Annotated in this window: 19 protein-coding genes; 8 read left to right on the top strand and 11 right to left on the bottom strand. The window is 41.4% G+C overall.

Annotation, left to right across the window (positions count from 1 at the left end; translation table 11 throughout):
* Nucleotides 1–387 precede the first annotated feature (387 nt).
* The 5 genes from G9F75_RS07240 (at nt 388) to G9F75_RS07220 (ending at nt 4,044) form a co-directional block, all read left to right on the top strand.
* Nucleotides 388–2,166, top strand: a complete 1,779-nt coding sequence (locus G9F75_RS07240) for a T7SS effector LXG polymorphic toxin (RefSeq protein WP_167409018.1) — start codon at nt 388–390, stop codon at nt 2,164–2,166.
* Nucleotides 2,167–2,177: 11 nt separating this feature from the next.
* A complete protein-coding gene (locus G9F75_RS07235; protein WP_021494070.1) occupies nt 2,178–2,570 on the top strand; it encodes a CDI toxin immunity protein in 393 nt (130 codons plus the stop codon).
* A gap of 33 nt (nt 2,571–2,603) precedes the next feature.
* A complete protein-coding gene (locus G9F75_RS07230) occupies nt 2,604–2,912 on the top strand; it encodes a hypothetical protein (RefSeq protein ID WP_021494071.1) in 309 nt (102 codons plus the stop codon).
* A gap of 53 nt (nt 2,913–2,965) precedes the next feature.
* Nucleotides 2,966–3,265 carry a contact-dependent growth inhibition system immunity protein gene (locus tag G9F75_RS07225; RefSeq protein ID WP_167409017.1) on the top strand — a complete coding sequence of 100 codons (300 nt, stop codon included), beginning with the start codon at nt 2,966–2,968 and terminating at the stop codon, nt 3,263–3,265.
* A gap of 422 nt (nt 3,266–3,687) precedes the next feature.
* Entirely contained in the window at nt 3,688–4,044 is a 357-nt protein-coding gene (locus tag G9F75_RS07220; RefSeq protein WP_015388387.1) for a hypothetical protein, read from the top strand.
* Nucleotides 4,045–4,665: 621 nt separating this feature from the next.
* On the opposite strand, the gene G9F75_RS07215 is transcribed toward G9F75_RS07220, so the two are convergent.
* Nucleotides 4,666–4,986: a hypothetical protein gene (locus tag G9F75_RS07215; RefSeq protein WP_167409016.1), complete on the bottom strand. Its 321-nt coding sequence runs from the start codon at nt 4,984–4,986 to the stop codon at nt 4,666–4,668.
* Between the two features lie 501 nt (nt 4,987–5,487).
* The gene (locus G9F75_RS07210) at nt 5,488–6,537 is read right to left on the bottom strand and encodes a hypothetical protein (RefSeq protein WP_167409015.1); all 1,050 of its coding nucleotides are present in this window, start codon (nt 6,535–6,537) and stop codon (nt 5,488–5,490) included.
* Nucleotides 6,538–7,198: 661 nt separating this feature from the next.
* Here G9F75_RS07210 and G9F75_RS07205 point away from each other — a divergent pair.
* From G9F75_RS07205 to G9F75_RS07195, 3 genes are all read left to right on the top strand, one after another.
* Nucleotides 7,199–7,378: a hypothetical protein gene (locus G9F75_RS07205; RefSeq protein WP_167409014.1), complete on the top strand. Its 180-nt coding sequence runs from the start codon at nt 7,199–7,201 to the stop codon at nt 7,376–7,378.
* A gap of 257 nt (nt 7,379–7,635) precedes the next feature.
* On the top strand, nt 7,636–9,456 hold the full coding sequence (locus G9F75_RS07200) for a T7SS effector LXG polymorphic toxin (protein WP_167409013.1): 1,821 nt from the start codon (nt 7,636–7,638) through the stop codon (nt 9,454–9,456).
* Between the two features lie 12 nt (nt 9,457–9,468).
* On the top strand, nt 9,469–9,909 hold the full coding sequence (locus G9F75_RS07195) for an SMI1/KNR4 family protein (RefSeq protein WP_167409012.1): 441 nt from the start codon (nt 9,469–9,471) through the stop codon (nt 9,907–9,909).
* A 37-nt stretch (nt 9,910–9,946) separates the two neighbouring features.
* On the opposite strand, the gene G9F75_RS07190 is transcribed toward G9F75_RS07195, so the two are convergent.
* Genes G9F75_RS07190 through G9F75_RS07155 form a run of 9 tightly spaced genes read right to left on the bottom strand, consistent with a single transcriptional unit; the run spans nt 9,947 to nt 21,851 of the window.
* Nucleotides 9,947–11,107: an N-acetylmuramoyl-L-alanine amidase gene (locus tag G9F75_RS07190; protein ID WP_167409011.1), complete on the bottom strand. Its 1,161-nt coding sequence runs from the start codon at nt 11,105–11,107 to the stop codon at nt 9,947–9,949.
* 44 nt (nt 11,108–11,151) lie between these two features.
* Nucleotides 11,152–11,574 carry a phage holin family protein gene (locus G9F75_RS07185; RefSeq protein WP_167409010.1) on the bottom strand — a complete coding sequence of 141 codons (423 nt, stop codon included), beginning with the start codon at nt 11,572–11,574 and terminating at the stop codon, nt 11,152–11,154.
* A 34-nt stretch (nt 11,575–11,608) separates the two neighbouring features.
* Nucleotides 11,609–11,830, bottom strand: a complete 222-nt coding sequence (locus G9F75_RS07180; protein ID WP_167409009.1) for a hypothetical protein — start codon at nt 11,828–11,830, stop codon at nt 11,609–11,611.
* A gap of 13 nt (nt 11,831–11,843) precedes the next feature.
* Nucleotides 11,844–12,011: an XkdX family protein gene (locus tag G9F75_RS07175; RefSeq protein ID WP_167409008.1), complete on the bottom strand. Its 168-nt coding sequence runs from the start codon at nt 12,009–12,011 to the stop codon at nt 11,844–11,846.
* 20 nt (nt 12,012–12,031) lie between these two features.
* Nucleotides 12,032–12,160 carry a hypothetical protein gene (locus G9F75_RS20055; protein ID WP_256053920.1) on the bottom strand — a complete coding sequence of 43 codons (129 nt, stop codon included), beginning with the start codon at nt 12,158–12,160 and terminating at the stop codon, nt 12,032–12,034.
* Nucleotides 12,150–12,539, bottom strand: coding sequence for a hypothetical protein (locus G9F75_RS07170; protein WP_053574167.1), 390 nt, complete (start codon nt 12,537–12,539; stop codon nt 12,150–12,152). The genes G9F75_RS20055 and G9F75_RS07170 overlap by 11 nt, the downstream gene beginning before the upstream one ends.
* Before the next feature lie 13 nt (nt 12,540–12,552).
* A complete protein-coding gene (locus G9F75_RS07165; protein WP_088612284.1) occupies nt 12,553–15,936 on the bottom strand; it encodes a phage tail protein in 3,384 nt (1,127 codons plus the stop codon).
* A 12-nt stretch (nt 15,937–15,948) separates the two neighbouring features.
* On the bottom strand, nt 15,949–16,713 hold the full coding sequence (locus G9F75_RS07160) for a distal tail protein Dit (RefSeq protein ID WP_167409007.1): 765 nt from the start codon (nt 16,711–16,713) through the stop codon (nt 15,949–15,951).
* Nucleotides 16,710–21,851 carry a hypothetical protein gene (locus G9F75_RS07155; protein WP_053574169.1) on the bottom strand — a complete coding sequence of 1,714 codons (5,142 nt, stop codon included), beginning with the start codon at nt 21,849–21,851 and terminating at the stop codon, nt 16,710–16,712. Before G9F75_RS07155 ends, G9F75_RS07160 begins: the two co-directional genes overlap by 4 nt.
* Nucleotides 21,852–21,854: the final 3 nt, after the last annotated feature.

The raw sequence follows: 21,854 nt of genomic DNA, 5'->3' as shown, positions 1-21,854 counted from the left end.
CCACTTCTTCATGTTCATCACCTTCAATGAGTTCAAAGCTGCCCGGTACATTATACATTATTTTCCGTTAATATATCAATTCCGGTTAATAAATCACCTGCATCTTGAATTACGCCATTTTCATCTTTTACACCCTACAATTCATTATCTAAAAATACGTTCCAACCTTTTAACTGGCTTAATATTTCCAATTCATTCAAACGATGCCGAGTAATTCCTGCACTCCGGTTTCCCATCCATAAGCTCTCTTCTCAAATGGTTAAATTACAAGAACAAAGAAGCGGGTCAAATGATTCATTTTACCATTTTAGATAGTACATTGACCTTATTCCTCATTCCTCCATGGTAAAATCTTGTTGAAGTATTTCGAATGAAAGGATTATGGTCATGAAAGTTTTCGAAGCAAACAGCTTGTTGACCGCTGCCAAACAGCGCGCGGGTGAATACAAAGAACTGCGCGGCCAGATGGTCAATCTAAAAAAAGCGTTTCAAGGCATGGCTGACCTCGATGACAGCGACTTCTCAGGCCGGGGCGCAAATAACATTAAAGCTTTTTTCAAGGACCACGCCGGCGTCACAGACAGCTGGCTTGATCTGATCGACATGAAAATCGCATTTCTCACAAGACTTCCCGGCAAGGTCGAAGACGCCGGACTTTCCAATTCGCATGTGGAGGAATCATTTCTGGAGCACGAGCTCACCCACGCCCTCAGTAAATCAAAGGCAATTATGGAAGAGCAGAAAAAAGACATGCGCTCCATCCTCGGAGAAATTGAAGACATCATCTCGCTTGATCTATTTTCAACGGAAAGCACGGATCAGAATCTCTCTTCAGCTGACAAAAAAAGAAGCGAAACGATACATAAACTCGGCAAGCTTGATCACGATCTAACGAAAGAATACGCAGAAACCGAAGCGAACGAACAGTTCATCCAAGCTGACTTCCAGAAACTTCAAAACGCCACGGGCAAAGGAAAAGGTGCCACGCCGCTTCACTACAACGCTAAGGCGTACCGTGAAAGCGACATACATAAGAAAAAAGGCGATATCGCAAGACATTCGGATGCCTATTTGACGATTAAAAAGGAAGAAGCGAAAGAGCGTGAAATCAAGGATCTGAAGAAAAAGCTGGCTGATGGCGTAACCGACCCGGATGAATACTTAGAAATCGCCAAAAAGGTTGGCTATGAGAATCTCACCCCTGAACAGCTTGAATTTGTTTCATTTCTGGAACAGCGTAAAGCTTTCATGGATAACGGAAAAGAAGCATTGCAAATCATAGGTGATGGCGCCAAAGGTCTGCTTGTTGGTGTATACGATCTTGCCAAAGATACCGGTGAAGGAGCACTTCAACTCGGACGGAATATCGGTTGGACAATTGACAACTTAAACAAAGATCCTCAAAAAGTTCTGGATACTGTTCTGGAATACGACTATCTAGGTGTCTTTCAAAGTATGGTTGACACATTGAAGGATGATTGGGATAAAAAGATGATTCACGGGGATGCATATACACGGGTGCACTATGTTACTTACTTGGGCGGAAGTCTTCTGTTATTGAAAGGCGGAAAGTCCTCTGTCTCAACAGGCTCAAAAGATCTTGCTAAAGTTGGTGGCACAATTAAGAAAGGCGGAAAGTCTGTAAAACAGTTTTACAAATCTCCTGTCAATCGGTATACTCCTGCATTAGAAGGAATCCTTCAAGATGCTGAGAATACTATTAATGTGAAGAATACACCACTCCTAAAAAGAATAGCCGATTCCACTAAAGGTAGTGTACTCTTTAAATCAATCAATGGTAAGTCATCAAAAAACAAGACAGTTAAAAAAGGCCTTTCCAAAAAATCAAGAGAAGTTGCGCTTCCAAAGGTAGACACATATGAACAAGCTAGAAATGAGGCGCTAAATCTAATTGGTGATTTAGGAATAGATTCAAAACCTTTTATAGGTACTTTATCTAAAAGCGCAGGCTTTGGTAAAGTTACTGGCCGAATGTCTGGAGATAATAAAGTCCTTTGGAGATTAGATTATGACCCCGAAAAGGGACCTCATATAAATGTTGAGGATTATAGAAATGGAAAAGGAGATAAGGCAAAGAAATATTATATACCTTTTAACGGAAACGAAGATACTTATAAATCCCTTTTAAAACATTTAAATAAATAGGAAGTGTTAATATGACCTTATACGAAGAATGTCTAGAAGCTCTTGGAGATAACAAAGAAGTCCTCACTATTTCTGAGACACGTAAATATCATGAGCAACTTGGCGAAAGTTTCCCCTTCACATCATGGGGAAGAATTAAATGGGATGAAGTAACTTATCACAGATCTATTGATTACGCTGAAGATATTGATGAATGGTTAGTTGAGAATAAAATAGATAATAAAACTGTTATTCTCCTTTGGGCTTACGGTGATTATCCAGCTGTAAAAACCAGCTTAGACAACGCCTTAAACGTAATTGATGATGTAACTGCTGTAGGTTCAGATACCTTCATGTTCAGCGAATCTGGTTATGTTATTGAATTTTTCCATGATGGAGATGTAACAATAGGAAAAGCAATATGAAAATATTAGCCCTTCTTAGTTAAGAGAATCAATATGAATTTAGAGAAAAAAATGAAAGATATATTAATTAAAAGAAAAAAACTTAATCTTAATGATGACTATGGCATTCAAAAAAGTTGGGATGAAATAATTGAAGTGCTCTCAGAAAACGAAGAAAATACAATCAGCTATCTAGAAAATTGTAATAAAGCAGATTTATATTGGGTCAGTGAGGTATTTGAAGATTTAGCTGAAAGTTTGCAAAGTAAAGAACTTATTGATTGTTTAAGAAAATTAGATGAAAAATACTCTGGCCTAGAAATGACAAATGATATTGATATAGCAGAAAGTTATATAGAATAATATACGTACCATCTCTTATATTTGAAGATAACGATTCTTGGTGGTGGTAAGCAATGATTGAAATTAAAGTTTCTGATCCTGTATTTAGATTTCTCGGTGGACATTTCCACCAAGATATAGAGTCTCCGGAAAATGCACTTGATGAATATTTAAATGAAGCATCACAAAAACTAAAAGAAAGAGATTTAATAACACTAACTGAGTTTGTAAATAGTGATCATTCAGAAGAAGACAAGAATGAATTTATAGAGGAAGCAGCGGATGGTATATACTTTCCTGAAGACGATATAACTCCATTAGAATGGCTTAAGCAAGTCACTGAACAAATTAAAAAACATCTTAAAACAACATAGTTAGAAAAAGAGCCCTCTTATAAGAAGGGCTTCTTTTATAATTTCAATTTCACTTCTAGCTCCGCTTTCGTTTTTAGTCCGTAAATGCCGTATGTCTTCAAAACAAACATGGACTGAATCGTTCGACCGCATTTTTGATGACAGATAAATTGAAGTGGTATAAACTGCAGAAAAAGAGTGTAATAAAAAAACCCATAATAATGGACTTAATAATGCTAACATGCTACTAATATCTTCTCTTCCAAGAGGTTTATATAAAGGACTTAATTTATATTCTCCCAATTACATTTTATGGGATTTTTACCATCTCTCTGATGAACAAAAAGTCGATAAACCATATTGGCTGTATTAGATGTAGAAATGTATATTAATAAAGATGGCTCAATAGCTACTGCATATCCTTTATATAAAAAACCAAGGGAATGATTGATTTTATTATGGAATATTCATTTGAATGTAAAAGAGACCATTTAGGATACTTACGAGTAGTTCTCCCCGCAGAGTTAGAATACTTTTCTGATTTCATTGAAGACATTGTTTCGGTAGATGAAGCTGATGAATACTTGAAAATGATTCAAGACGTATTGGATGGTTCCTCTGAAGAATATGAGATTCAACTAAATACCACCGTTGCATATATAAAAGAAGATCAAACGGTCATAGAACACCTTTATACAGAAAATGAAAACGATAGAAACTCCATGGAGACAGAAAAATTCAAAAAACTTATACTCGACTGGAGAGACAAGATCCCCCAAAGGTATAAGAGTGATGATTAAAACTTTAGGTCCCTTGAAATTCAAGGGACCTTTTTATTACCTTAATCCCGCTTCAAGTTTCACTTTGTTTTCGATCCGCAGTTACTATCTGGAGAACTCATAAGGAACGGTCTGACAAATTTTCGATTTTCAGTGCATAATAGCTATCAATGCCATTTCCTTGCCCTTCTTACTGGAATAATGTAAGCCTCTAGAGCCGTTTCAATAAAAAGTAAAAAACCCTTGCTACGCAAGGGTTTTGGCTATGATTCCGACTGGGCTCGAACCAGCGACCTCTACCCTGTCAAGGTAGTGATTATCTTCTGATACGAACAGACGTTTTATTTTGAAACCTTATTTTATAAGGTTTGCTGACCCGTCTTTCTGATAAAAAATCTTCTGTTTTGGCTAAAAATGAACAAGTTGGTCCCCAATTCGTCCCCAACTGTCCCCAAATCAGATTTATCGACAACAGAACCTACATTCGTATACCATCCTTGCAGGAGTTGAATCGCAATGACCGATTTTGAACGGAAAGTGTACCGGATCATAGTGAACATGCATCTGTATGGAAAGAATCCATCTTTGAATGATTTGGAAAGGAAAATTGATGAATTTAAATAAACACACCAAACGGCGTGTTTATGCAGTGAAAAATTTAATTAGAGTTGTAATAGCAGCTGAGGATCCAATTACGCCTTGTAAAAATTTCAACATTTTCAAACCTTTAGCCGAATCTTTAGAATCAATTGATTCTTTCAATATCTGAGCGTTAAATTCCGCTTGTTCTTTTTCAGTCTCATCTTTAATCTCACTAATGCTTTTTAATAATTCTTGATAAGCACTAGATACTTCAGGATTTGAGATAGTTATAGTTTGTGTAACATGTTCACTTTGAATGACAGCACCAGGTCCGAAATCATTTCCTATCATATTATCAATCTTATTTACTTTTTTATTCATGTTGTAATTGCCTCCAATATATATAAACTTTTCTATATTCACTCCAGCATGAAAGAGTTCCGAAAGATTTACACTCTTATTTTCAACAACCCCTAAATTAATAGAAGGTCCCTTTTCACCTTCGGAATTACCCTCTTTTTTTTTATATAATCTCTGTATTCAGGTGTAAAATCAAAATATACCCATACTCTATCTAAGCTCGGTATATATTCTGTATGACAAATGTGGCATGTCCTAAATTCATCTTTGATTTGGTGAGGTGAGTCAATTGCGAAATCACTATCTCCATTTGGGCATTCCACGTCATAATGAACCTTTATTTTTGTGGGCACTAGACTAAGTAAGTATTCTGTTACTTGTTTAAGACTTAAGTCTATCCCTTGCGTCGCCGCTGCAGAAATAATATAGTGCGGGGAGAAGTACCTTTTGTCTTCTCTAACCATATTTTCTAAAATTTCATCAATAATGAAAAGCAATGTCTGCACCTCACTTTAATTACTGCTAAGCCAAGCTCTCTTCAGCTTCACTAGCTGGTGGACTTGGGGGAATTTCAACCTTTTCATCTTCTTCTATCAAGTCATCTTCTTCTATCAAGTCATCTTCTTCTATCAAGTCATCTTCATCATTGTTAACGTCGGCTTCTACACCAACTGGATATCTTAATTCAATAATTTTATCTAATATATAGGATATGACTTCTTCCCCAACTTTAGACCTTATCCAAAGACCCTCGTCCGTAACTTCATAAGATATTGTATCAGAATATCCAAAACTATACCGATAGTCAAAACGTAATGTTTTTTTCTTCATCGGCTGATTGTTAAATTCAGATTTATACTGCTCATCTGCCTGTAAATCTTCAACTTGTGTTTTGGCAGTTACCTCTTTTGTTGCATATGGCCCTTCAGTCATTTTGTGTTTTGCAGCTCTTAACCTTGCATTAAGAGATCGCGCCAATTGATTCGCCTGTTCCTCATTCAATTTAGTAGCCTTTTCCCAAGCAATATCACCAGGAGCTTTCCCCATAATTTCAACTACAGAATTCAAAAACATAGAATTACGATCTTGAGCAGCTCTAACCTCGACTGCAAATGGAGAAAAATGAATTATAACATATTCGACCATTTGTGGGCTACGTGAAACAATTTGAAAGTTTTCTAGATACCTTCTTGCATGTCCTAAGAATGAAAAAGCCAAAACTAATTTATCATTAAGATCATGAGCACTGATAAGTTTCGGTTTTTTGTCTAATGTTGGCCGGATCCCTTGATTGAAAATGTCTGCTGTATACTTCTCTCGAAGTTTTTCTTTAAAGTAGTCTTTTTGATGCCACTCTGCCTCTACACCTTTCATAGCAATATTTAGATTCACAGCTGTACTACCAGCAAACTTAAATTGGTTAGCTAGTTGTGAGCCCAGATCTGGGTGATTGGCTAAAGCTTCAGCCATATCTTCAGCAGAGTTTAATTTTGAATCGATTTTTTTTTCTTTTATTACTTCCTTTAAGGCACCCGAAGGTACTTCCATAACTAGTATATCTTTTAGATTCAATTTTTAGACCCTCTTCCCAATATTTTCTTTTCTTGAAAATATTCTTTTTCGGGTACTTTGTCAATGTTTTTTGGAAAAATATTCGAACTTATAATTCGTTTTACTTAAGTGGCAAACGTATGACAAACAAAAACCCTCCTCGTCTCGAGAAGGGCTGTCATCATACGGCCGGTATTTCTTCCGGCCGGCTTCTAATTCTTTTTTAAGGGCTGTACATGTTCAAGCAAAAACAATGTAACTGTTCCAACCTTTTTTAACTGGATTGAGCTTTCCAGAAGTGACAAGGATGCTTAAACGCTGCCGAATGATTCCAAGCAACTCCCCCACTTCCACCGCATTCTTGGATAAACTTAATTTTTTCGCTTTCTTCGTTTTTCTGACCAAATCATAATAAGACCTTTGAATAGTGTGAGGATCACAGCCAGATATAAAATTACACTCGCTATCATTCCCGAAAGCGATAAGTTTTTAGAGTCAATAGCGACAAGGCCAAATAACATTATTAGAAGCATGGCCATTTCTGATGTACTGTACTTGCTGAGATAATCTTTCATTCGAAAGTGGATGAGTTACAGTATACCGCAATACGTTTTTGCGGCATACCGCAATTACTTTTAATGTATACTGAGTGTATATTCGAGGAAACAGGGGGTTTCCCCCCTTGAAAACCTTGAAACCTGCAGTTGCGCTTCTAGCTTTGCCGGCGGAAGCGCTTTTTCTTTTTCTCTCCTCGCTGCTTCTTTTCATTTTGGAAGATATCATAAAGCTGTTTGCATATTGTGACAATCCCCGCAATGGAAAGTACCCAGTTTCTAAACTCATCCACTTAACCACCTCCTAACACAAGAATTATACCATTTTTATCCGAAACACCAATATATTTCATAAAAAAAGCACCCTAAAGAGATAGATGTCCGATAGCCATTTTTACCCAACCATTTCAAATCTGCTTTCTCTTATCTCTATTCAAGAGCAACACAAGGAATAAAGACGCAGACCAAATGATTCATTTTTTCCTTTTCAATCGTACAGCAATCATTTTCTTCATTCTTCCATGGTAATATTTTGTTGAAGCTTCTTAAAAGAAAGGATATGGTCATGAAAGTTTTTGAAGCAAACAGCTTGCTGACCGCTGCCAAACAGCGTGCGAATGAATACAAAGAACTGCGCGGCCAGATGGTCAATCTAAAAAAAGCGTTTCAAGGTATGGCTGACCTCGGTGACAGCGACTTTTCAGGCCGGGGCGCTGACAATATCAAAGCATTTTTCCAGGATCACGCCGGCGTCACAGACAGCTGGCTTGATCTGATCGATATGAAAATCGCATTTCTCACAAGCCTTCCCGGCAAGGTCGAAGATGCCGGACTTTCCAATTCGCATGTGGAGGAATCATTTCTGGAGCACGAGCTCACCCATGCCCTCAGTAAATCAAAGGCGATTATGGAAGCGCAGAAAAAGGACATGCGCTCCATCCTAGGAGAGATCGAAGACATCATCTCGCTTGATCTGTTTTCAACCGAAAACACGGATCAGAAGCTCTCTTCAGCTGATAAAAAAAGAAGCGAAACAATACATAAGCTCGGCAAGCTTGATCACGATCTAACGAAAGAATACGCAGAAACCGAAGCGAACGAACAGTTCATCCAAGCCGACTTTGAGCAGCTCCAAAACGCCACAGGTAAAGGAAAAAACGCCACGCCGCTTCACTACAATGCCAAGGCGTACCGAGAAAGCGACATCCATAAGAAAAAAGGTGATATCGCAAGACATTCGGATGCTTATTTGACGATTAAAAAGGAAGAGGCGAAAGAGCGTGAAATCAAGGATCTGAAGAAAAAGCTGGCTGATGGTGTAACCGACCCGGATGAATACTTAGAAATCGCCAAAAAGGTTGGCTATGAGAATCTCACCCCTGAACAGCTTGAATTTGTTTCATTTCTGGAACAGCGTAAAGCTTTCATGGATAATGGAAAAGAAGCATTGCAAATCATAGGTGATGGCGCCAAAGGTCTGCTTGTTGGTGTATACGATCTTGCCAAGGATACCGGTGAAGGAGCACTTCAACTCGGACAGAATATCGGTTGGACAATTGACAACTTAAACAAAGATCCTCAAAAAGTTCTGGATACTGTTCTGGAATACGACTATCTAGGTGTCTTTCAAAGTATGGTTGACACATTGAAGGATGATTGGGATAAAAAGATGATTCACGGGGATGCATATACACGAATGCACTATGTTACTTACTTGGGCGGAAGTCTTCTGTTATTGAAAGGCGGAAAGTCCTCTGTCTCAACAGGCTCAAAAGATCTTGCTAAAGTTGGGAAGGCGGCTAGCGAAAAGATTAAAAATGGCAATCCATCTGTCAAGCCTTATGCCAATAGATATACCCCTGCATTAGAAGGGATTTTACAAGACGTCGGGAATACTATTAATGTTAAAAATACGCCGCTTTTAAAGAGATTAGTTCAATCAAAGGATGATTTGTTTACTAAAGCCGCACCTTATACTTACAGAGATGAATATGGAAACCTCAAAACAGTTAACTTAAAAATGGGCCATCTTAAAAACCAAAAACATCCTAAAACTGGAGTTCCATATAATAAAGACGGTTTCCCAATTTTCAAAGCAAAATTTGATACGAAGATTGATTCTAAACTCTATAAGGAAAGCGATTATTTACAATTTAAAGATGCAACCTTAAAATTAAAAGAAGAAATTGAAAAAGATCCTTTACTTAGAAATCAATTCAATGACCTTCAAATCGAAATGATAAAAGCTGGTGAAACACCAGACGGATATACTTGGCATCATCACCAAGATTCAGGGAGAATGCAATTAGTTGACCAGAAGGTGCATCGGCAAACAGGCCATACAGGAGGTCGGCACCTTTGGGGTGGTGGAAGTAAGAACAGATAGGAGTTGGTCAATATGACAGAGTGGAGATTTGCCGAAGAACCCATCGGGGAAACAACTGTTAAAAAAATCGAAAAGGCTTTAGATATTAAGTTTCCAAACGACTACATTTCAACTATATTAAACAACAATGGAGCACGTCCAAGTAAAAAGATTTTTGACTATGAAAATACAAAAGGCGCGGTTTTTAATCGATTACATGGTCTAACTGAGGATAGTTCAAGTTTTATTTTAGAGGTTTTGGAAGATTATCAGGATGGAAGAATGCTTTCAGGGATAGTCCCTTTCGCCTGTGATCCTTTCGGTAATGAAATCTGTTTCGATTATCGTCAGAATAAAGAAAATCCCTCCGTGGTTTTCTGGGATCATGAAATTGCTTATGAAGACCCTGCTGGAGCTTTGAGTCATATATCTGATTCATTTACCGATTTGGTTAATAAACTATACGATGAATAAAAAGATAAATCCCTTCTCATAACGAGAAGGGATTCTCTTATGTTAGTAGAGCTTCAAGCTTCGCTTTTGTTTTCGGCCCATAAATGCCATCAGCAGTCAGGCCATACATGGACTGGAATCGTTTGACTGCGTTTGCTGTCTTCGCGCCATATGCGCCATCAATTCCAAAGTTCTTTGCGCTCTTATCGGGGTAATAATGAAGAGCCACCAGCGCCGTTTGAATCTGTTTTACGGCCTCTCCTCGGGTCAACGGGCTTGTGACTTTAAAAATACCCGCTGGCAGGCTGAATTTTGATTTTTGAGTGGATTTAGGCTTTGACGATGATGCTTTCTTCTTGTTGCCACTTTTCAGCTCGTTATCGCTTTTGATATAGGAGACATTCACATATCCGTGGAATGTCTGGCCTTTTGAATTGGTGTATTCAACATATCCCCATCCGTTGACAGTTGATCCAAGCTGATATTTTACAACTGTGCCATTCGGCAGGTTAAGCACCATGGAAGAAGAGGCGCTCCGTTGTGTACGTAAAACAAGGCCATCGCTTGAAACCACCGTGTTTTTAATGAATCTTCCTGTGTCTGTATGGGTAACATCTGGATTTGATACCACAGGCCCCGTTACAACCACGCCGACCATTCGCTTTTTAACACGGGTCTTAAAATCGGTAAACCCTTGAGAGTTGCTTACCCACGGCGCCGGACAGATTTTATGTGTAATGTCGTAGTGGCGCACAATGTCATTGATTGGATCGAGTTTATACATTTTGCACAGCTCGGCACAAACTTGTTCTGCGCGGACAATGGTATCAGGATGAAAAGTTCCGTCCTTTTCGATGCAAAGCTCCACGCCTATAGACAAGAAATTCGCATTCGGCTTCAGCGCCGCGACACCCCGGTAAGGCTGCCCATTGACGAATTGCTGAACGTCATTCGCATGATAGGCCACCTCATTCAACGGAATGATGCAAATAGCCTCTGTACGATCGACAAAGATCTGTGCAGAGGCAAACGTCTGTTTTTTCTCAGGTAGATTTCTGTTCTGTGCGGGGAGCGTTTGACCAAAATATCTATAATGATTGGCAGCTGTCGCGCCGGGGTTTGCCGTGTAATGTACGGCCAGTTTCTTCACGCCGTTGTTTTTGATTCCCGGTCGCGTCCATTTATTAATATCAATATATTGGTTTCTAAATGCTGACATATAAATCTCTCCTATTCTGTTTTTGGATTAAAAAAGCAGCCGGATTAACCAGCTGCCTGATCGTCTTTTTCTTTTGTCTGATCGTTGTCGTTTTCGATTACGTGCAGGCGCTCCGTTATGACGGCCGGAATTTTAACGCCGATCTGCGCCAAATTTTCCGTGATGGACAGGCCCTCATTTGCGATATAAAAAAGAACGGTTCCAAAGGTCAGAACACCGTTCAAATTTGTTATCGTATCAATAATGTTTGCGACGATGACCACCATAAAACTGAGCATCTTCCGGACATATCCAAACCACGCGCTACGGCTCCGGAGCTGCTTCATTTTCCACGCTTTGATAATGCCGGTGATGACATCCAAGATGCTGAGGATTAGAAGCAAGTCAAGATATTTCACCTCCCCGAAAAGATATGTTCTTGCGATCTGTAAGCTTTCAAAATTCATCCACACATGTATTCCCTCCATTTTGATCACCTCCTTCGAGGCAAAATAAAAACACCTATTCAGTTACAGGTGCTGGTTCACTATGGCCTTCATTTGCTGACTGAACAGCATTTAATTGTTCTTGAAGTTCCTCGCGCTTCTTTTCCGCAAATGTATATAAAGCCTTGTATTCAGCGCGCTCCTTATTCTTTTGACTCAATTCTTCCTGTAGTGAAATGGATTTGTAGATTTCAATCTGCAGCTGTTCCTGAAGCTGCTCTCTTGTCATTTCTTGCATTCTGTTCCCCTCCCTATTCTTGATCCGGATACGCATTACCGCGCTCTTTTGCTGTAATTTCATCATATTCCGCTTGTGTGATGCGGCCTTTATCAACGGCTTTTCTCATTTCAACAGTCAAAACAGTTCCGTTTTTCCAGCAATCCTCAAAAAACCCGAAAAGAGCACTTCGGTTCTCCAATGGGCTCCCCCCGTTTCCTTTTATTGATTCATTAAGAGATTGCAAACCCGCTGAAGGTCATGGACTTGCTCCTGCAACTTTTCCTCTGTAGTCTTTTCCTTTTCTCTATCTTTTGCTTCAATATTTAATACCACGGGCTCAAGCTTCATCTTTGCCATCCTCCTTATTTTGAACGTAGATTGTTATAAGCCCCTCTCGGTTGCCTTGTGGATCAACGACAATTTGAACTGGAATCATAATAAGCTTTTTGCTCCCACTGTACCCTTGGTAATAACCATCAGGCTCTACATAGGTTTTTGTGAGCAAATAGCTTATCTCATCAGACTTTATATCATGAAGGACATATAATTGATACGCTACTTTGGTTGTATCGTCCGGCTGCAGATCGAACGAAACAGCCTCCATGGGATATGTCTTGTCTCCTTTTTTTATAGAGCCGGCAGTTATTTCGATTCCCGCGCTGGTTTCTTCTATTTCGATGCCGTCCGCATAATAAAGACTCATGTTAAAATCCCTTTTTTCAATCATAAAAATTACTCCCTTATTGTGATTCGTAAAAAATAACAATTTGAACTTTTATCGTTTTTCCCGCAACTCCGGCAGTAGTCCCGGTCCCTCTCACTCCAATATCAACAGAACTGGCACTTATATTTTCTAATCCTACCGTAACCGCATTAGAATATGCGCCAATCGCTGTACCTACCGCTGCAAAAACGTTCTCAGGCGCATAATAAAAACTATCAACAAAAGGAATGCGATTGTAGCGCGCGTACGCAGTTGCCCCTCCGTCAGGCGGCAGTTTAATGTCCCAAGTAAAGCAGTAAACCATCAAACCGTATTGCAGGCCTCCATGCTCGTCTTCTAATTCTGTAGAAACATTGCCACCCATCAATTTGAATTCGCAATTTTTTGCATTCCCTGCTACAACTTTGGTTCCCAATGGTAGCGTTAAATCTGATGCGTCAACAATCGTTTTTTGGCCTGATTTCAGTCGAATGACCCCGGGGACATCAATATCTAAATTATTCGGTTTAAAGCGATAAATAGTAGCTGATCCTTCAAAAAGGGCCTGATAACGGTTATATGTGAACGGCTCTCCTATATTTTTAGGATTGGTAGTAGCAGTAAGAAGAAAGGCGTCTTCTTCAACAGCTGCCTGTCTTTCCATTTTCATATTAAAATGGCTTATAACTTGTCCAACATCTCCTATTTCTGAATACATTGAAATAGTTGGAACCGTTTCATATGCGGTTTGCTCGCCTGCGCCACGGAGCTCAATTTTGCCATCACCAATTGAGACTGTTCTGTAGATTTCATTAGAGGAATCACCAGGATCGTAAAACCTTCCTTGTTCCTGCGTTATTTTCGCAGAACTAACAACCAATTTGTTGTAATCATAATGAGAGTCTCTGGTGAATTGGTAAATCTTATCACCTTCGATATAGTATTCGGCATCTTCTGATTGTGTCAGCGCCTCGAAACGGGCCCCTTTTATGTCCACACCCTCTATCGTGATACCTTTTAACGTCCCGACGTTTATTTTGTCCGCTGAAAGGTCTTTGATCTTGGCGTTTGTTATTGAACCGTCAATGATGTGTACCGAATCAATTATTGCTTCTTTTAGATGCGCCTTTGCGATAGCCGCATTTTGAATAGCCGCTGTCCCGATAGCCGCTTCAGCTACTTTCGCACTTGTTATGGCTGCATTTTTTATATGAGCTGTTTCTATTACCGCCTTTTGGATGTGGTCGCCATCAATAACACCATCAACCAGCTGAGTATCAAACGGGCTATAACCATAATCAGAAATAACATCGCCTTTGCGCACCTGTACTTTACGAATAACAAAGCTACAGGGCTCAGTGTTTCCGTTTCGATTATATCCGCCGATTCCAATTGTGTAATCAGAGCCGGTTTCCGGAGCAGTAAATTTGATATTAACCCTTATAAATTGGTCAGACGGAAAAGCAGAAATATCTTTCTGTTCATTGCTGCTAATCTGTATGAAAGTGCTGCCTTTTTTCAAATGAATATAACTTATGTCGGTGGTATTATTCCGTTTTATTTCAAATGACAGTGTATATTGTTGATCTTTGACCAATGCCATTCTTTGAATATTAACAGGCGAGGACCTGTTCCCGCATATTCCGAAAGCTATTCTAGTTGTTCCATTGATGATCTGAGAAACAGTCATTTCATTAAATTCTTTTTCCTCAACACTGTGGCTGGTGTCCGTATAATCATAGAACCATTTAGATTTTAAAAGAGAGCCAGGTAAGATATTAGCATCATCAAAGTTTCTTGAAAGTTTATCAGCATCAACGGCCAGCTGGGCCAGTTTTTCCTTTGTGATCGCTCCGAAAACAATGTCATCAGTCAAAATGCGCTGAGTGGTCGCGGAAAACTGATCCGTGAATTCGCTCGCTGTGCCTCGTGTGTTGATTGAGCGCAAGCGATAATACCAAACTTCATTTACTCCCGTAAAATGCTCATATCCGCCTGTTTTGCCTCTGAAAATACGATTCTCTTTTAATGGAGTGAATCCATTTACTTGTGAAGCATATACCTCATAGGCTGCAATATAACTGGACGGATCATAATCCCATGTCAGGGCCACATTCTGAAACATTGCCTTGATCACTACATTCGACGGAACTGGCGGGGCTTTGTCAGGGAAACTGCCATCCGTAACCTCGCCGGCATCCGGTTTACTTTCCCAAGTACCGCGATTTTTTTCAATTACGCTTTCAATTTGATCAATCCGGCCATCTTTTTGTAATGCTGATAAAAATTGACCGATCTCTACGACGCAAGTATTTTCTGGGTCGGTAATATCGTATTCCATTGAAATAACGCGCTGCGATGTCTCGATTGGAATAGCGAAGTTTCGATCAATTGCGATCGTTGTATCTCCCAATTCCACATGTTCGTGTTCGTGGCCCGGCACGCTCTCAAGCAGTTGCACGGACAGCTCATAATTGATTTCTGTCTTACATGCAGTTGTAATCAAATGATTATATGTGGCCTTTAAAAGCTCTTCCGGCTCCGTTATGTCTTCATCATTGAATTGGCCTTCCCGATGGATCAACTTTCCATCTTTAAGGCGGCCCAATCGTTCTAATAAATCCGGATCGCCAACCCATTCCTGGCCTAAAGGCTTATCGACCGGGTCGCCTTTTGTTTTTTTCCATTCTACTTCAGAGAAATCAATAAAACGGGAATAACCGCCCGTCTCCTCTCCTTCCTCATCAGTAGATGCTATGGATGCTCCGTAACCCCAAAGGGCTGTCACCGGGTAACTGATAACGGTCCGCCGGATATTCGTTGTATCCTTATCACTCTCAAAGCGCTTCCCGCTGTCTTTACCGCGACGGGGAAGTATTTTTATGATTCGTTTAACGACCTGATTTCCATCAAATTCTATAGTGTCCTGAAGCTCTCCGCCCCATATGTTAATCACGTCAGCGATACAATCCAACGCTGTTTTTTTATAGAAGGTAGTCGAATTCACTCCAAGCTCCGCCGTTACTTCCGCCACCCATCTTGACCGAGAAAGGACGTTGTCCAGTACAAACTGAGCAGTTTTATTGGTAGGGCGAAAATCTTTTACAAAGGTTTCAGCAAGCTCCATCATGGCAGCTTCACAGGTAACCTGAGTGTTAATCTCTCCTTCTTCACTTGTATCATCCAGTTCCTTGATGACAAACAGACGCATTACACCGTCCTTATCCTTGAATACCACTTGATTCTCTTCGAATAGGAAGCGCGCGTCAGGGTGGGAGGCATCGGCTACAAAAGAAAAAGAAGAGCCCTTGTTGAGCTCTTCCTTGTATTTTGCATCCCAGAACGTACAGGTTTCTCGTCCGTGGCTGGACAGCACTGTCAATAATTTATCATCTGGTGAAAGTATATAAATGTCAGCCATGACCGGACCTCCTTACAAATATGCCTCATTAAATTTGATACTGCTCTTATGACTGAACTTGATTTTAACTGGCGTCCTGGGCGGCAGCAGAAACCAATCTGATTTAATTTGAAGTGCTGTCATGATTAAATTACCGCTGCAAGTGACCTTTCTTTTTGCTGAATCAATTACAAGTGTGTCACCAGCGATGAAATCGTACAGCAGCTTGATCGTTTTCGATACAGACCCATCATCATTAAGAAGAGCCACCTCATATGAAGTGGCTTTCTCTTCAAAGACGCATTCGATTGTCGGGTCTACGGCCGCATATCCCGGATTAATGATAGTCTGAATACCTGAATTAAATTCAAAATCCTTCGCCGGGCCGTATTTTTTTGGGTCAGGACAGATAAAAGTCAATGTTGCAGTCTGAAAGCCTCCCTGTTCTTCGCCTTCTGAAATGCTTTCAAAGACAGCGTTATAGAATCTGTCGGGCTCATCATGAAAAATTAACGGTTTAGGCTCTTCAGTGTGCAGAATAAAAGTCAATTCCTCCTGCTTTTTCTTCAACTCTTCTTCACTGCTGAAGGCAAAAAGAACCTCAATGGTTATGACTCTTACAGGGATTCTTGTGTTCCGCAGGAAACCGCCGGGGCGATTCCCGATAGTGGCTGTATTCACTTCTCTTCCTGTCACTCCCCGGCCGCCCGTGGTCTTCACATAAAAGAAGGGTGATATATCAATACCATCAAACGTGATTTTCCATTGGTTAGGCAGTAGTTCCTGATAATTGATCAATTAAATCTCGTCCTCCTTGCGTTCGACCTTTTCTGAGCGTCTGTGACAGGTTTTTCTACGCCTTGACCGACCTTCTTGCTGTCCAGCTCAACAACAATCATTCTGTCAGGCAATTCAAGGTTCCGGATGTCCGCGCTCAATTCTTTTCTAACCGTGCCGAGTTCGCTGCTAGAAATGGATGTGTCATATGCAAAATTCAGATCCTCCTGCTGAATAGTCATGGCATCACTGACGGCTCCCATAGCTTTTTGAACAGTGCCGATACCATTCTGAATCCCCACAGCGATACCAGCAGGAACCATGATCCCCACCTGATCCCGCATCAGTCTGGATGGGGAGTGGATTTTCAATTTTTTCTTAATGGTTTTCTCAATTGTCGATGCGATGGAGTTTGCTTCTTTCGCCAACTCGCCCTTCATGTTCTTCATTCCAGAAATAATGCCGGCCATTGTATTTGATCCGATGGCTTTACCGCTTTTCTTCAGAGAACCCAGCTGTTTTACATCCACTGTAAGCTCCCCAATTTTGCGGAGATAGTCATTTTTCAGAAGTGCCAGTTCTTTATTTGCGGCCGACCGTAATTCATTTATTTTCTTGGTCGTCGCGTTCTTCAACCCGGTTAATTCTTGGGTAGCCTGGTCACTGGCCAGCTTGTGCTTTTCTTTCCACAGACTGACATACTCATTTAGCTCCGAATCTGTCATGCGGGCTATTGCATTAATCTGATCAGCTGACCCGACACCCATTTCTTTCAATTCGTCTGTGAACGCCTTCGGTGCCCGGCTTGCTATTTTTGTGATGTCAGTGTTGAACGTTTTGATCTTGTCCAGCTGCTTTTTAAGATTTGAAGTCAGCTTGGAGCCGTTCACATTTTGACTTGAGACATCGTCAAATAGACCGATGGCGTTATAAATCGCGTCAGTTCGGTCTTGCAACTCCTTTTTATAGGCATCGTTGGCCGCCTTAATATCGGCAGTCAGTTTATCATTCACTTTTTTGAATTTTGAGAGATAAGTATTGTTTGCAGAAAGAATGCCCTTGTTAAGTTTGTCAGCCGCTTTCTTTTCGGCTTCCTTCTGCTTTCTGGCCTTATCAGTCATAGCTTTTTGAGTCTGATAGATTTCCCGTTGAACCTTTATTTGCTGGTCAGAATTCAGCTTGTTCTTCTTCTTGATTTTCTCAAGCGTTTTGATATAGGTATTCCCGCTGATTTTTCCTGTATCGTATTTTGCCTCAGCTTTCTTAATCTGATCTGATACTTTCTTGGTATACGCCAGTTTCGCCTTCGCTTCCTTGCGCTGCTGCTCTTTCAATAGCTTCTTCTGTTTATCAGAGGCGTTTTTGGATGCCTGATATATCTCGCGCTGTATTTTTCGGTTTTGCTCGCTGGTAAGCTTGTTTTGCTTCTGAATCTTCTGCAATGTTTTGATATACGTATCCGCGCCCATTTTCTTGGTGTCATACTTCACTTCAGCGTTCTTAATTTTGTTGGATACCTTTACCTCAGCCGCCTTCTGAGCTGCTTTTGCTGCTTTTGCCGCGGCCGCTTTTACTTTGGCCTGTGATTTATCAATACCAGCCGCCATACCGGTGCCGACGTGATAACCGACCTGGTCACGCATTACCCTTGACGGAGAATGGATTCCCAGAAGTTTTTTCATGCCGTTGGGAATAGCATTTGCCATTGATTTTACTTTGCTCGCTAATGCTCCCGCCATGCCGCTGATACCTTTTATTAAGCCTTGGATGATGTTCTTACCGATCTGCCACAAGTTAATGCCGCGGAAAAACTTCATGACACCGTTCCATATGCTTGTAATTGTTGATTTTGCTGATTTCATTATGCCGGAAATAGCATTTTTCATACTATTGAATAGGCTTTTAGCTGTACTCACGAGCCCTTTCCAGAGCCCTGTCACAAAACCTTTAACGGCGTTCCACACGCTTGTGAAAACACTTTTGGTGCCATTCAGCATGCCGCTAAAAAATGACTTCAATCCATTCCAAATGCTCTTGGCAGTAGAAGATACAGCTTTCCATACTGTGGTAACAACAGTTTTTATCGCATTCCAAACGGTGCTGAAGATTTTCTTTTGCGTATTTAGCCAACTGGTGAAGAATGTTTTCAATCCATTCCAGATTGATTTTCCAACTGATACAACGCCCTTCCAGATCGAAGTAGCAATTGTTTTGATACCGTTCCAAATGCTTGTGAATGCTGTTTTCATTCCATTCCAAACAGATGAAAAGAACGTTTTCAAACCATTCCAGACAGACTTCCCGACTGACACAATGCCTTTCCAAGTTGAAGTGGCGAATGACTTAATGCCGTTCCAAACCGTTGTGAACGCGGTTTTCATCCCATTCCAGAGTGATGAAAAGAATGTTTTCAGGCCGTTCCAAATGCTTTTAGCTGCCGATACAATTCCATTCCAAACAGTAGAGAAGAACGACTTTATTCCGTTCCATGTTGATGTTGCTATCGTCTTTATACCTGTCCAGACAGTAGACAACCAACTGGAAATAGCCCCCCATGCCGCAATTGTAGCCGATTTTACCGTGTCCCAATTCGCAATGATCAAGGCTACCAGACCGATGACAGCCGCCGTAATCCATCCGATAGGCCCCATTGCGATGACCCATGATGCCGCCATACGTGCCGCCTGCGCTGCCGCTTGTGCCGCAAGCACGACGAGTTGCCGGCCGAATAAAACCATTTGCTTACCGCCTGCAACCAACAAAGATATAAAATTGCTGATCTGCGCCGCCGTCCAAGCCGCTGCCATGCGGGTTGCCTGTGCTATGGATTGCGCTGCGAGCACGGTCATTTTGGCAATGAAAAGACCCATCTGCTTAATCCCGTTTGTCAGCATTGTGATAAAAGAGGTGATCTTCATTGCTGTCCATGCGGTTGCTGTACGGGCAGCACTTGCGATTGATTGAGCAGCCATTACAGTCATATTCTTGATCCATAAACCCATTTGAACAATGCCGCGCTTCAGAGCAGAAACAAACGCTGATATTTTCATGGCTGTCCACGATGCCGCCATTTTCACAGCATTAGCTGTTGCGCTTGCTGCCATCGTTGTATACTTCGCAATGAATTGACCCATCGTGACAATTGCTGATTTTAATTGGGTAATCAATCCCACAGTTCTGATCCCTGAAACCGCCGAACCAAAGCTCCGCAAATATTGAGCTGCAGTCATAAAATCTTTAAGCCCATTTGTGACAGCACTGACCGCTACTATCGCTGGAACAATAGCTCTTAAAGCACCAATTAATGAAATACCAGCTGCTATAAATTTCCCGATTGCCGGGTTTGCCTCCATCGCAGCATTAGTAAATTTCAAAAACCCGTTTACATTCTCCAAAATCGTTTTACCGAGTGGAGCCATGCCAACAAGCAAGTTGATGATAGTCTTCGCGATCTGCCCCAATGTGCTCCATACTGTAGGGCCGTTGGTTTTGATATAGTCAATGAACGATTGAAATTCTTTTGTTTTCGTAACGCTGCCTGCCCACTCATTGAACCGCTTGGTCAGATCTACGAGTGATGTCATCATGTCTTGAGACATAGGAGCGAATCCAGTAAACAGCTTTGTCAGGCCGCCCGAAAAGTTTCTGATGATCTGTAGCAGTTTCGGGCCGTTGGTTTTTGTATACTCCACGAAAGCCTGAAATTTCTTTGAAGAACCCAAGTTCGCTGACCATTTCACCCATGATTGGGTCATTCCTTCGATGGATTTTGTCATGCTCTTTCCGGTCGGTCCGAATGCTACGATCAGATTAAAAACTGTCCGTAAGACATTCCCGGCAGATCGGCCGAATGAAGCAAACGCCTTCGGAGCTTCTTTGTTCAGATAGGAAATGAATCTCTGCATGTCCGGAGCTTTAAAAGCTTTGTCCATGCTTTTCGCCAGTCCCACGCCCTCTTTCGCCAGTCCGTCAAACATTGGAATGAGTGAGTTGAGAGCGAGTTTAAACGTATTTAGAGACATACCGAATGTTTTCAAGATCGGCTTTTGAACCATCGTACCGATGTCCCGCCAGTTGTCTTTAAAGTCTTCGAGGTTCTTTAATGCCTCTCTCTCTTCTTTTCCAAGAGATTTTTGCAGATTATTGATCTGTTTCATGATCTTAGCGCGCTCTTTTGCGCTTGTTGCATTGTCCAGCTTCTCCTGCAGCTTGGAAAGGTCTTCGGATGCTTTGAATACACCGCTTATCGAAGTAATAGCAAGGGCGCCGAATGCCGCCGCGCCTGTTCCCGCTGTTGCAAATGCACTGGTTAACCCCATTACTCCGCCGGCTGCCACCCCGAGCATAGGACCCAATGAGCCGATTACCCCGACAATACTTGCAAGGGCTGGCGAGATTGCAGGGAGTAGGGACGTTAGTGCCCCGGCAATTGAATGACCGATGACTGTTGAAACTGAGTTTGTGATCTTGGCAAGTCTGTTCATTGACGTTTCAAACCGATCAATTCGAGCCTCTATACTGATCCATACTCTTCTCGGTAAGGACGCCAGAGCAGCGCGAGCCGTTGCCACAGAGCGCATAAGTGCAGCCGTGTTTCCGTTTATGACCGTGGTAATTCTGTTTGGCAGTGAAGCCAAAGCTGAACGGACTGCCGAAACCCCGCGCATGATAGGCGACGTGGCCGCATTAAAAGTGGTAGTTACGTTATGAGATACTGATGCTATGGCTGACCGCGCAACAGCGACAGCACGCCCTAAAGGAGTGGGATTTCCGTCTATCGTCGTTGTGATTCTGTTCGCCACTGCCGATAGCCCTGCTTTAGCGCGTGCCAATGCGGAAGATAACGGCCGCACATTCCCCATTAATTGCGTGGTGACAGTTTGGGGAATCTGTCTTAATCTTTGCTTCGCCCAATTGATGGCCCGAGTTAAAGGGTCTGAATCCGCATCTAAATCAACTCGCGTGCGTTGATGTCGATGAACAAAGTTATCTATTTGTTGCGCCGCCTGCCGTACTCTTGCCTGAAAGCTGGCAATCTCGGCGTCAACCTCGACTGTGTGATGATCAGCCATCCGGCGCATTATATCGTTGACACGATCCATACTGCGATTAAATTTTCTTGTCTGTGCTTCAACTATTGCTGTCAGTCTTTCGATCATTCC

The organism is Bacillus sp. EKM208B, from assembly GCF_011800725.1.
Classification (GTDB): Bacteria; Bacillota; Bacilli; order Bacillales; family Bacillaceae; genus Bacillus; species Bacillus velezensis.
Note: the sequence above shows the minus strand (reverse complement) of the source record. Positions and strands in the feature narration are given on the sequence as shown.

What these genes read in the sequence shown, in the direction of transcription:
- G9F75_RS07155 (WP_053574169.1), bottom strand. Translation starts at nt 21,851, where the DNA reads ATGATCGAAAGACTGACAGCAATAGTTGAAGCACAGACAAGAAAATTT.
- G9F75_RS20055 (WP_256053920.1), bottom strand. Translation starts at nt 12,160, where the DNA reads ATGAAGCTTGAGCCCGTGGTATTAAATATTGAAGCAAAAGATAGAGAA.
- G9F75_RS07165 (WP_088612284.1), bottom strand. Translation starts at nt 15,936, where the DNA reads ATGGCTGACATTTATATACTTTCACCAGATGATAAATTATTGACAGTG.
- G9F75_RS07180 (WP_167409009.1), bottom strand. Translation starts at nt 11,830, where the DNA reads ATGCAAGAAATGACAAGAGAGCAGCTTCAGGAACAGCTGCAGATTGAA.
- G9F75_RS07200 (WP_167409013.1), top strand. Translation starts at nt 7,636, where the DNA reads ATGAAAGTTTTTGAAGCAAACAGCTTGCTGACCGCTGCCAAACAGCGT.
- G9F75_RS07220 (WP_015388387.1), top strand. Translation starts at nt 3,688, where the DNA reads ATGATTGATTTTATTATGGAATATTCATTTGAATGTAAAAGAGACCAT.
- G9F75_RS07185 (WP_167409010.1), bottom strand. Translation starts at nt 11,574, where the DNA reads ATGGAGGGAATACATGTGTGGATGAATTTTGAAAGCTTACAGATCGCA.
- G9F75_RS07230 (WP_021494071.1), top strand. Translation starts at nt 2,604, where the DNA reads ATGAATTTAGAGAAAAAAATGAAAGATATATTAATTAAAAGAAAAAAA.
- G9F75_RS07235 (WP_021494070.1), top strand. Translation starts at nt 2,178, where the DNA reads ATGACCTTATACGAAGAATGTCTAGAAGCTCTTGGAGATAACAAAGAA.
- G9F75_RS07190 (WP_167409011.1), bottom strand. Translation starts at nt 11,107, where the DNA reads ATGTCAGCATTTAGAAACCAATATATTGATATTAATAAATGGACGCGA.
- G9F75_RS07195 (WP_167409012.1), top strand. Translation starts at nt 9,469, where the DNA reads ATGACAGAGTGGAGATTTGCCGAAGAACCCATCGGGGAAACAACTGTT.
- G9F75_RS07215 (WP_167409016.1), bottom strand. Translation starts at nt 4,986, where the DNA reads ATGAATAAAAAAGTAAATAAGATTGATAATATGATAGGAAATGATTTC.
- G9F75_RS07240 (WP_167409018.1), top strand. Translation starts at nt 388, where the DNA reads ATGAAAGTTTTCGAAGCAAACAGCTTGTTGACCGCTGCCAAACAGCGC.
- G9F75_RS07225 (WP_167409017.1), top strand. Translation starts at nt 2,966, where the DNA reads ATGATTGAAATTAAAGTTTCTGATCCTGTATTTAGATTTCTCGGTGGA.
- G9F75_RS07170 (WP_053574167.1), bottom strand. Translation starts at nt 12,539, where the DNA reads ATGATTGAAAAAAGGGATTTTAACATGAGTCTTTATTATGCGGACGGC.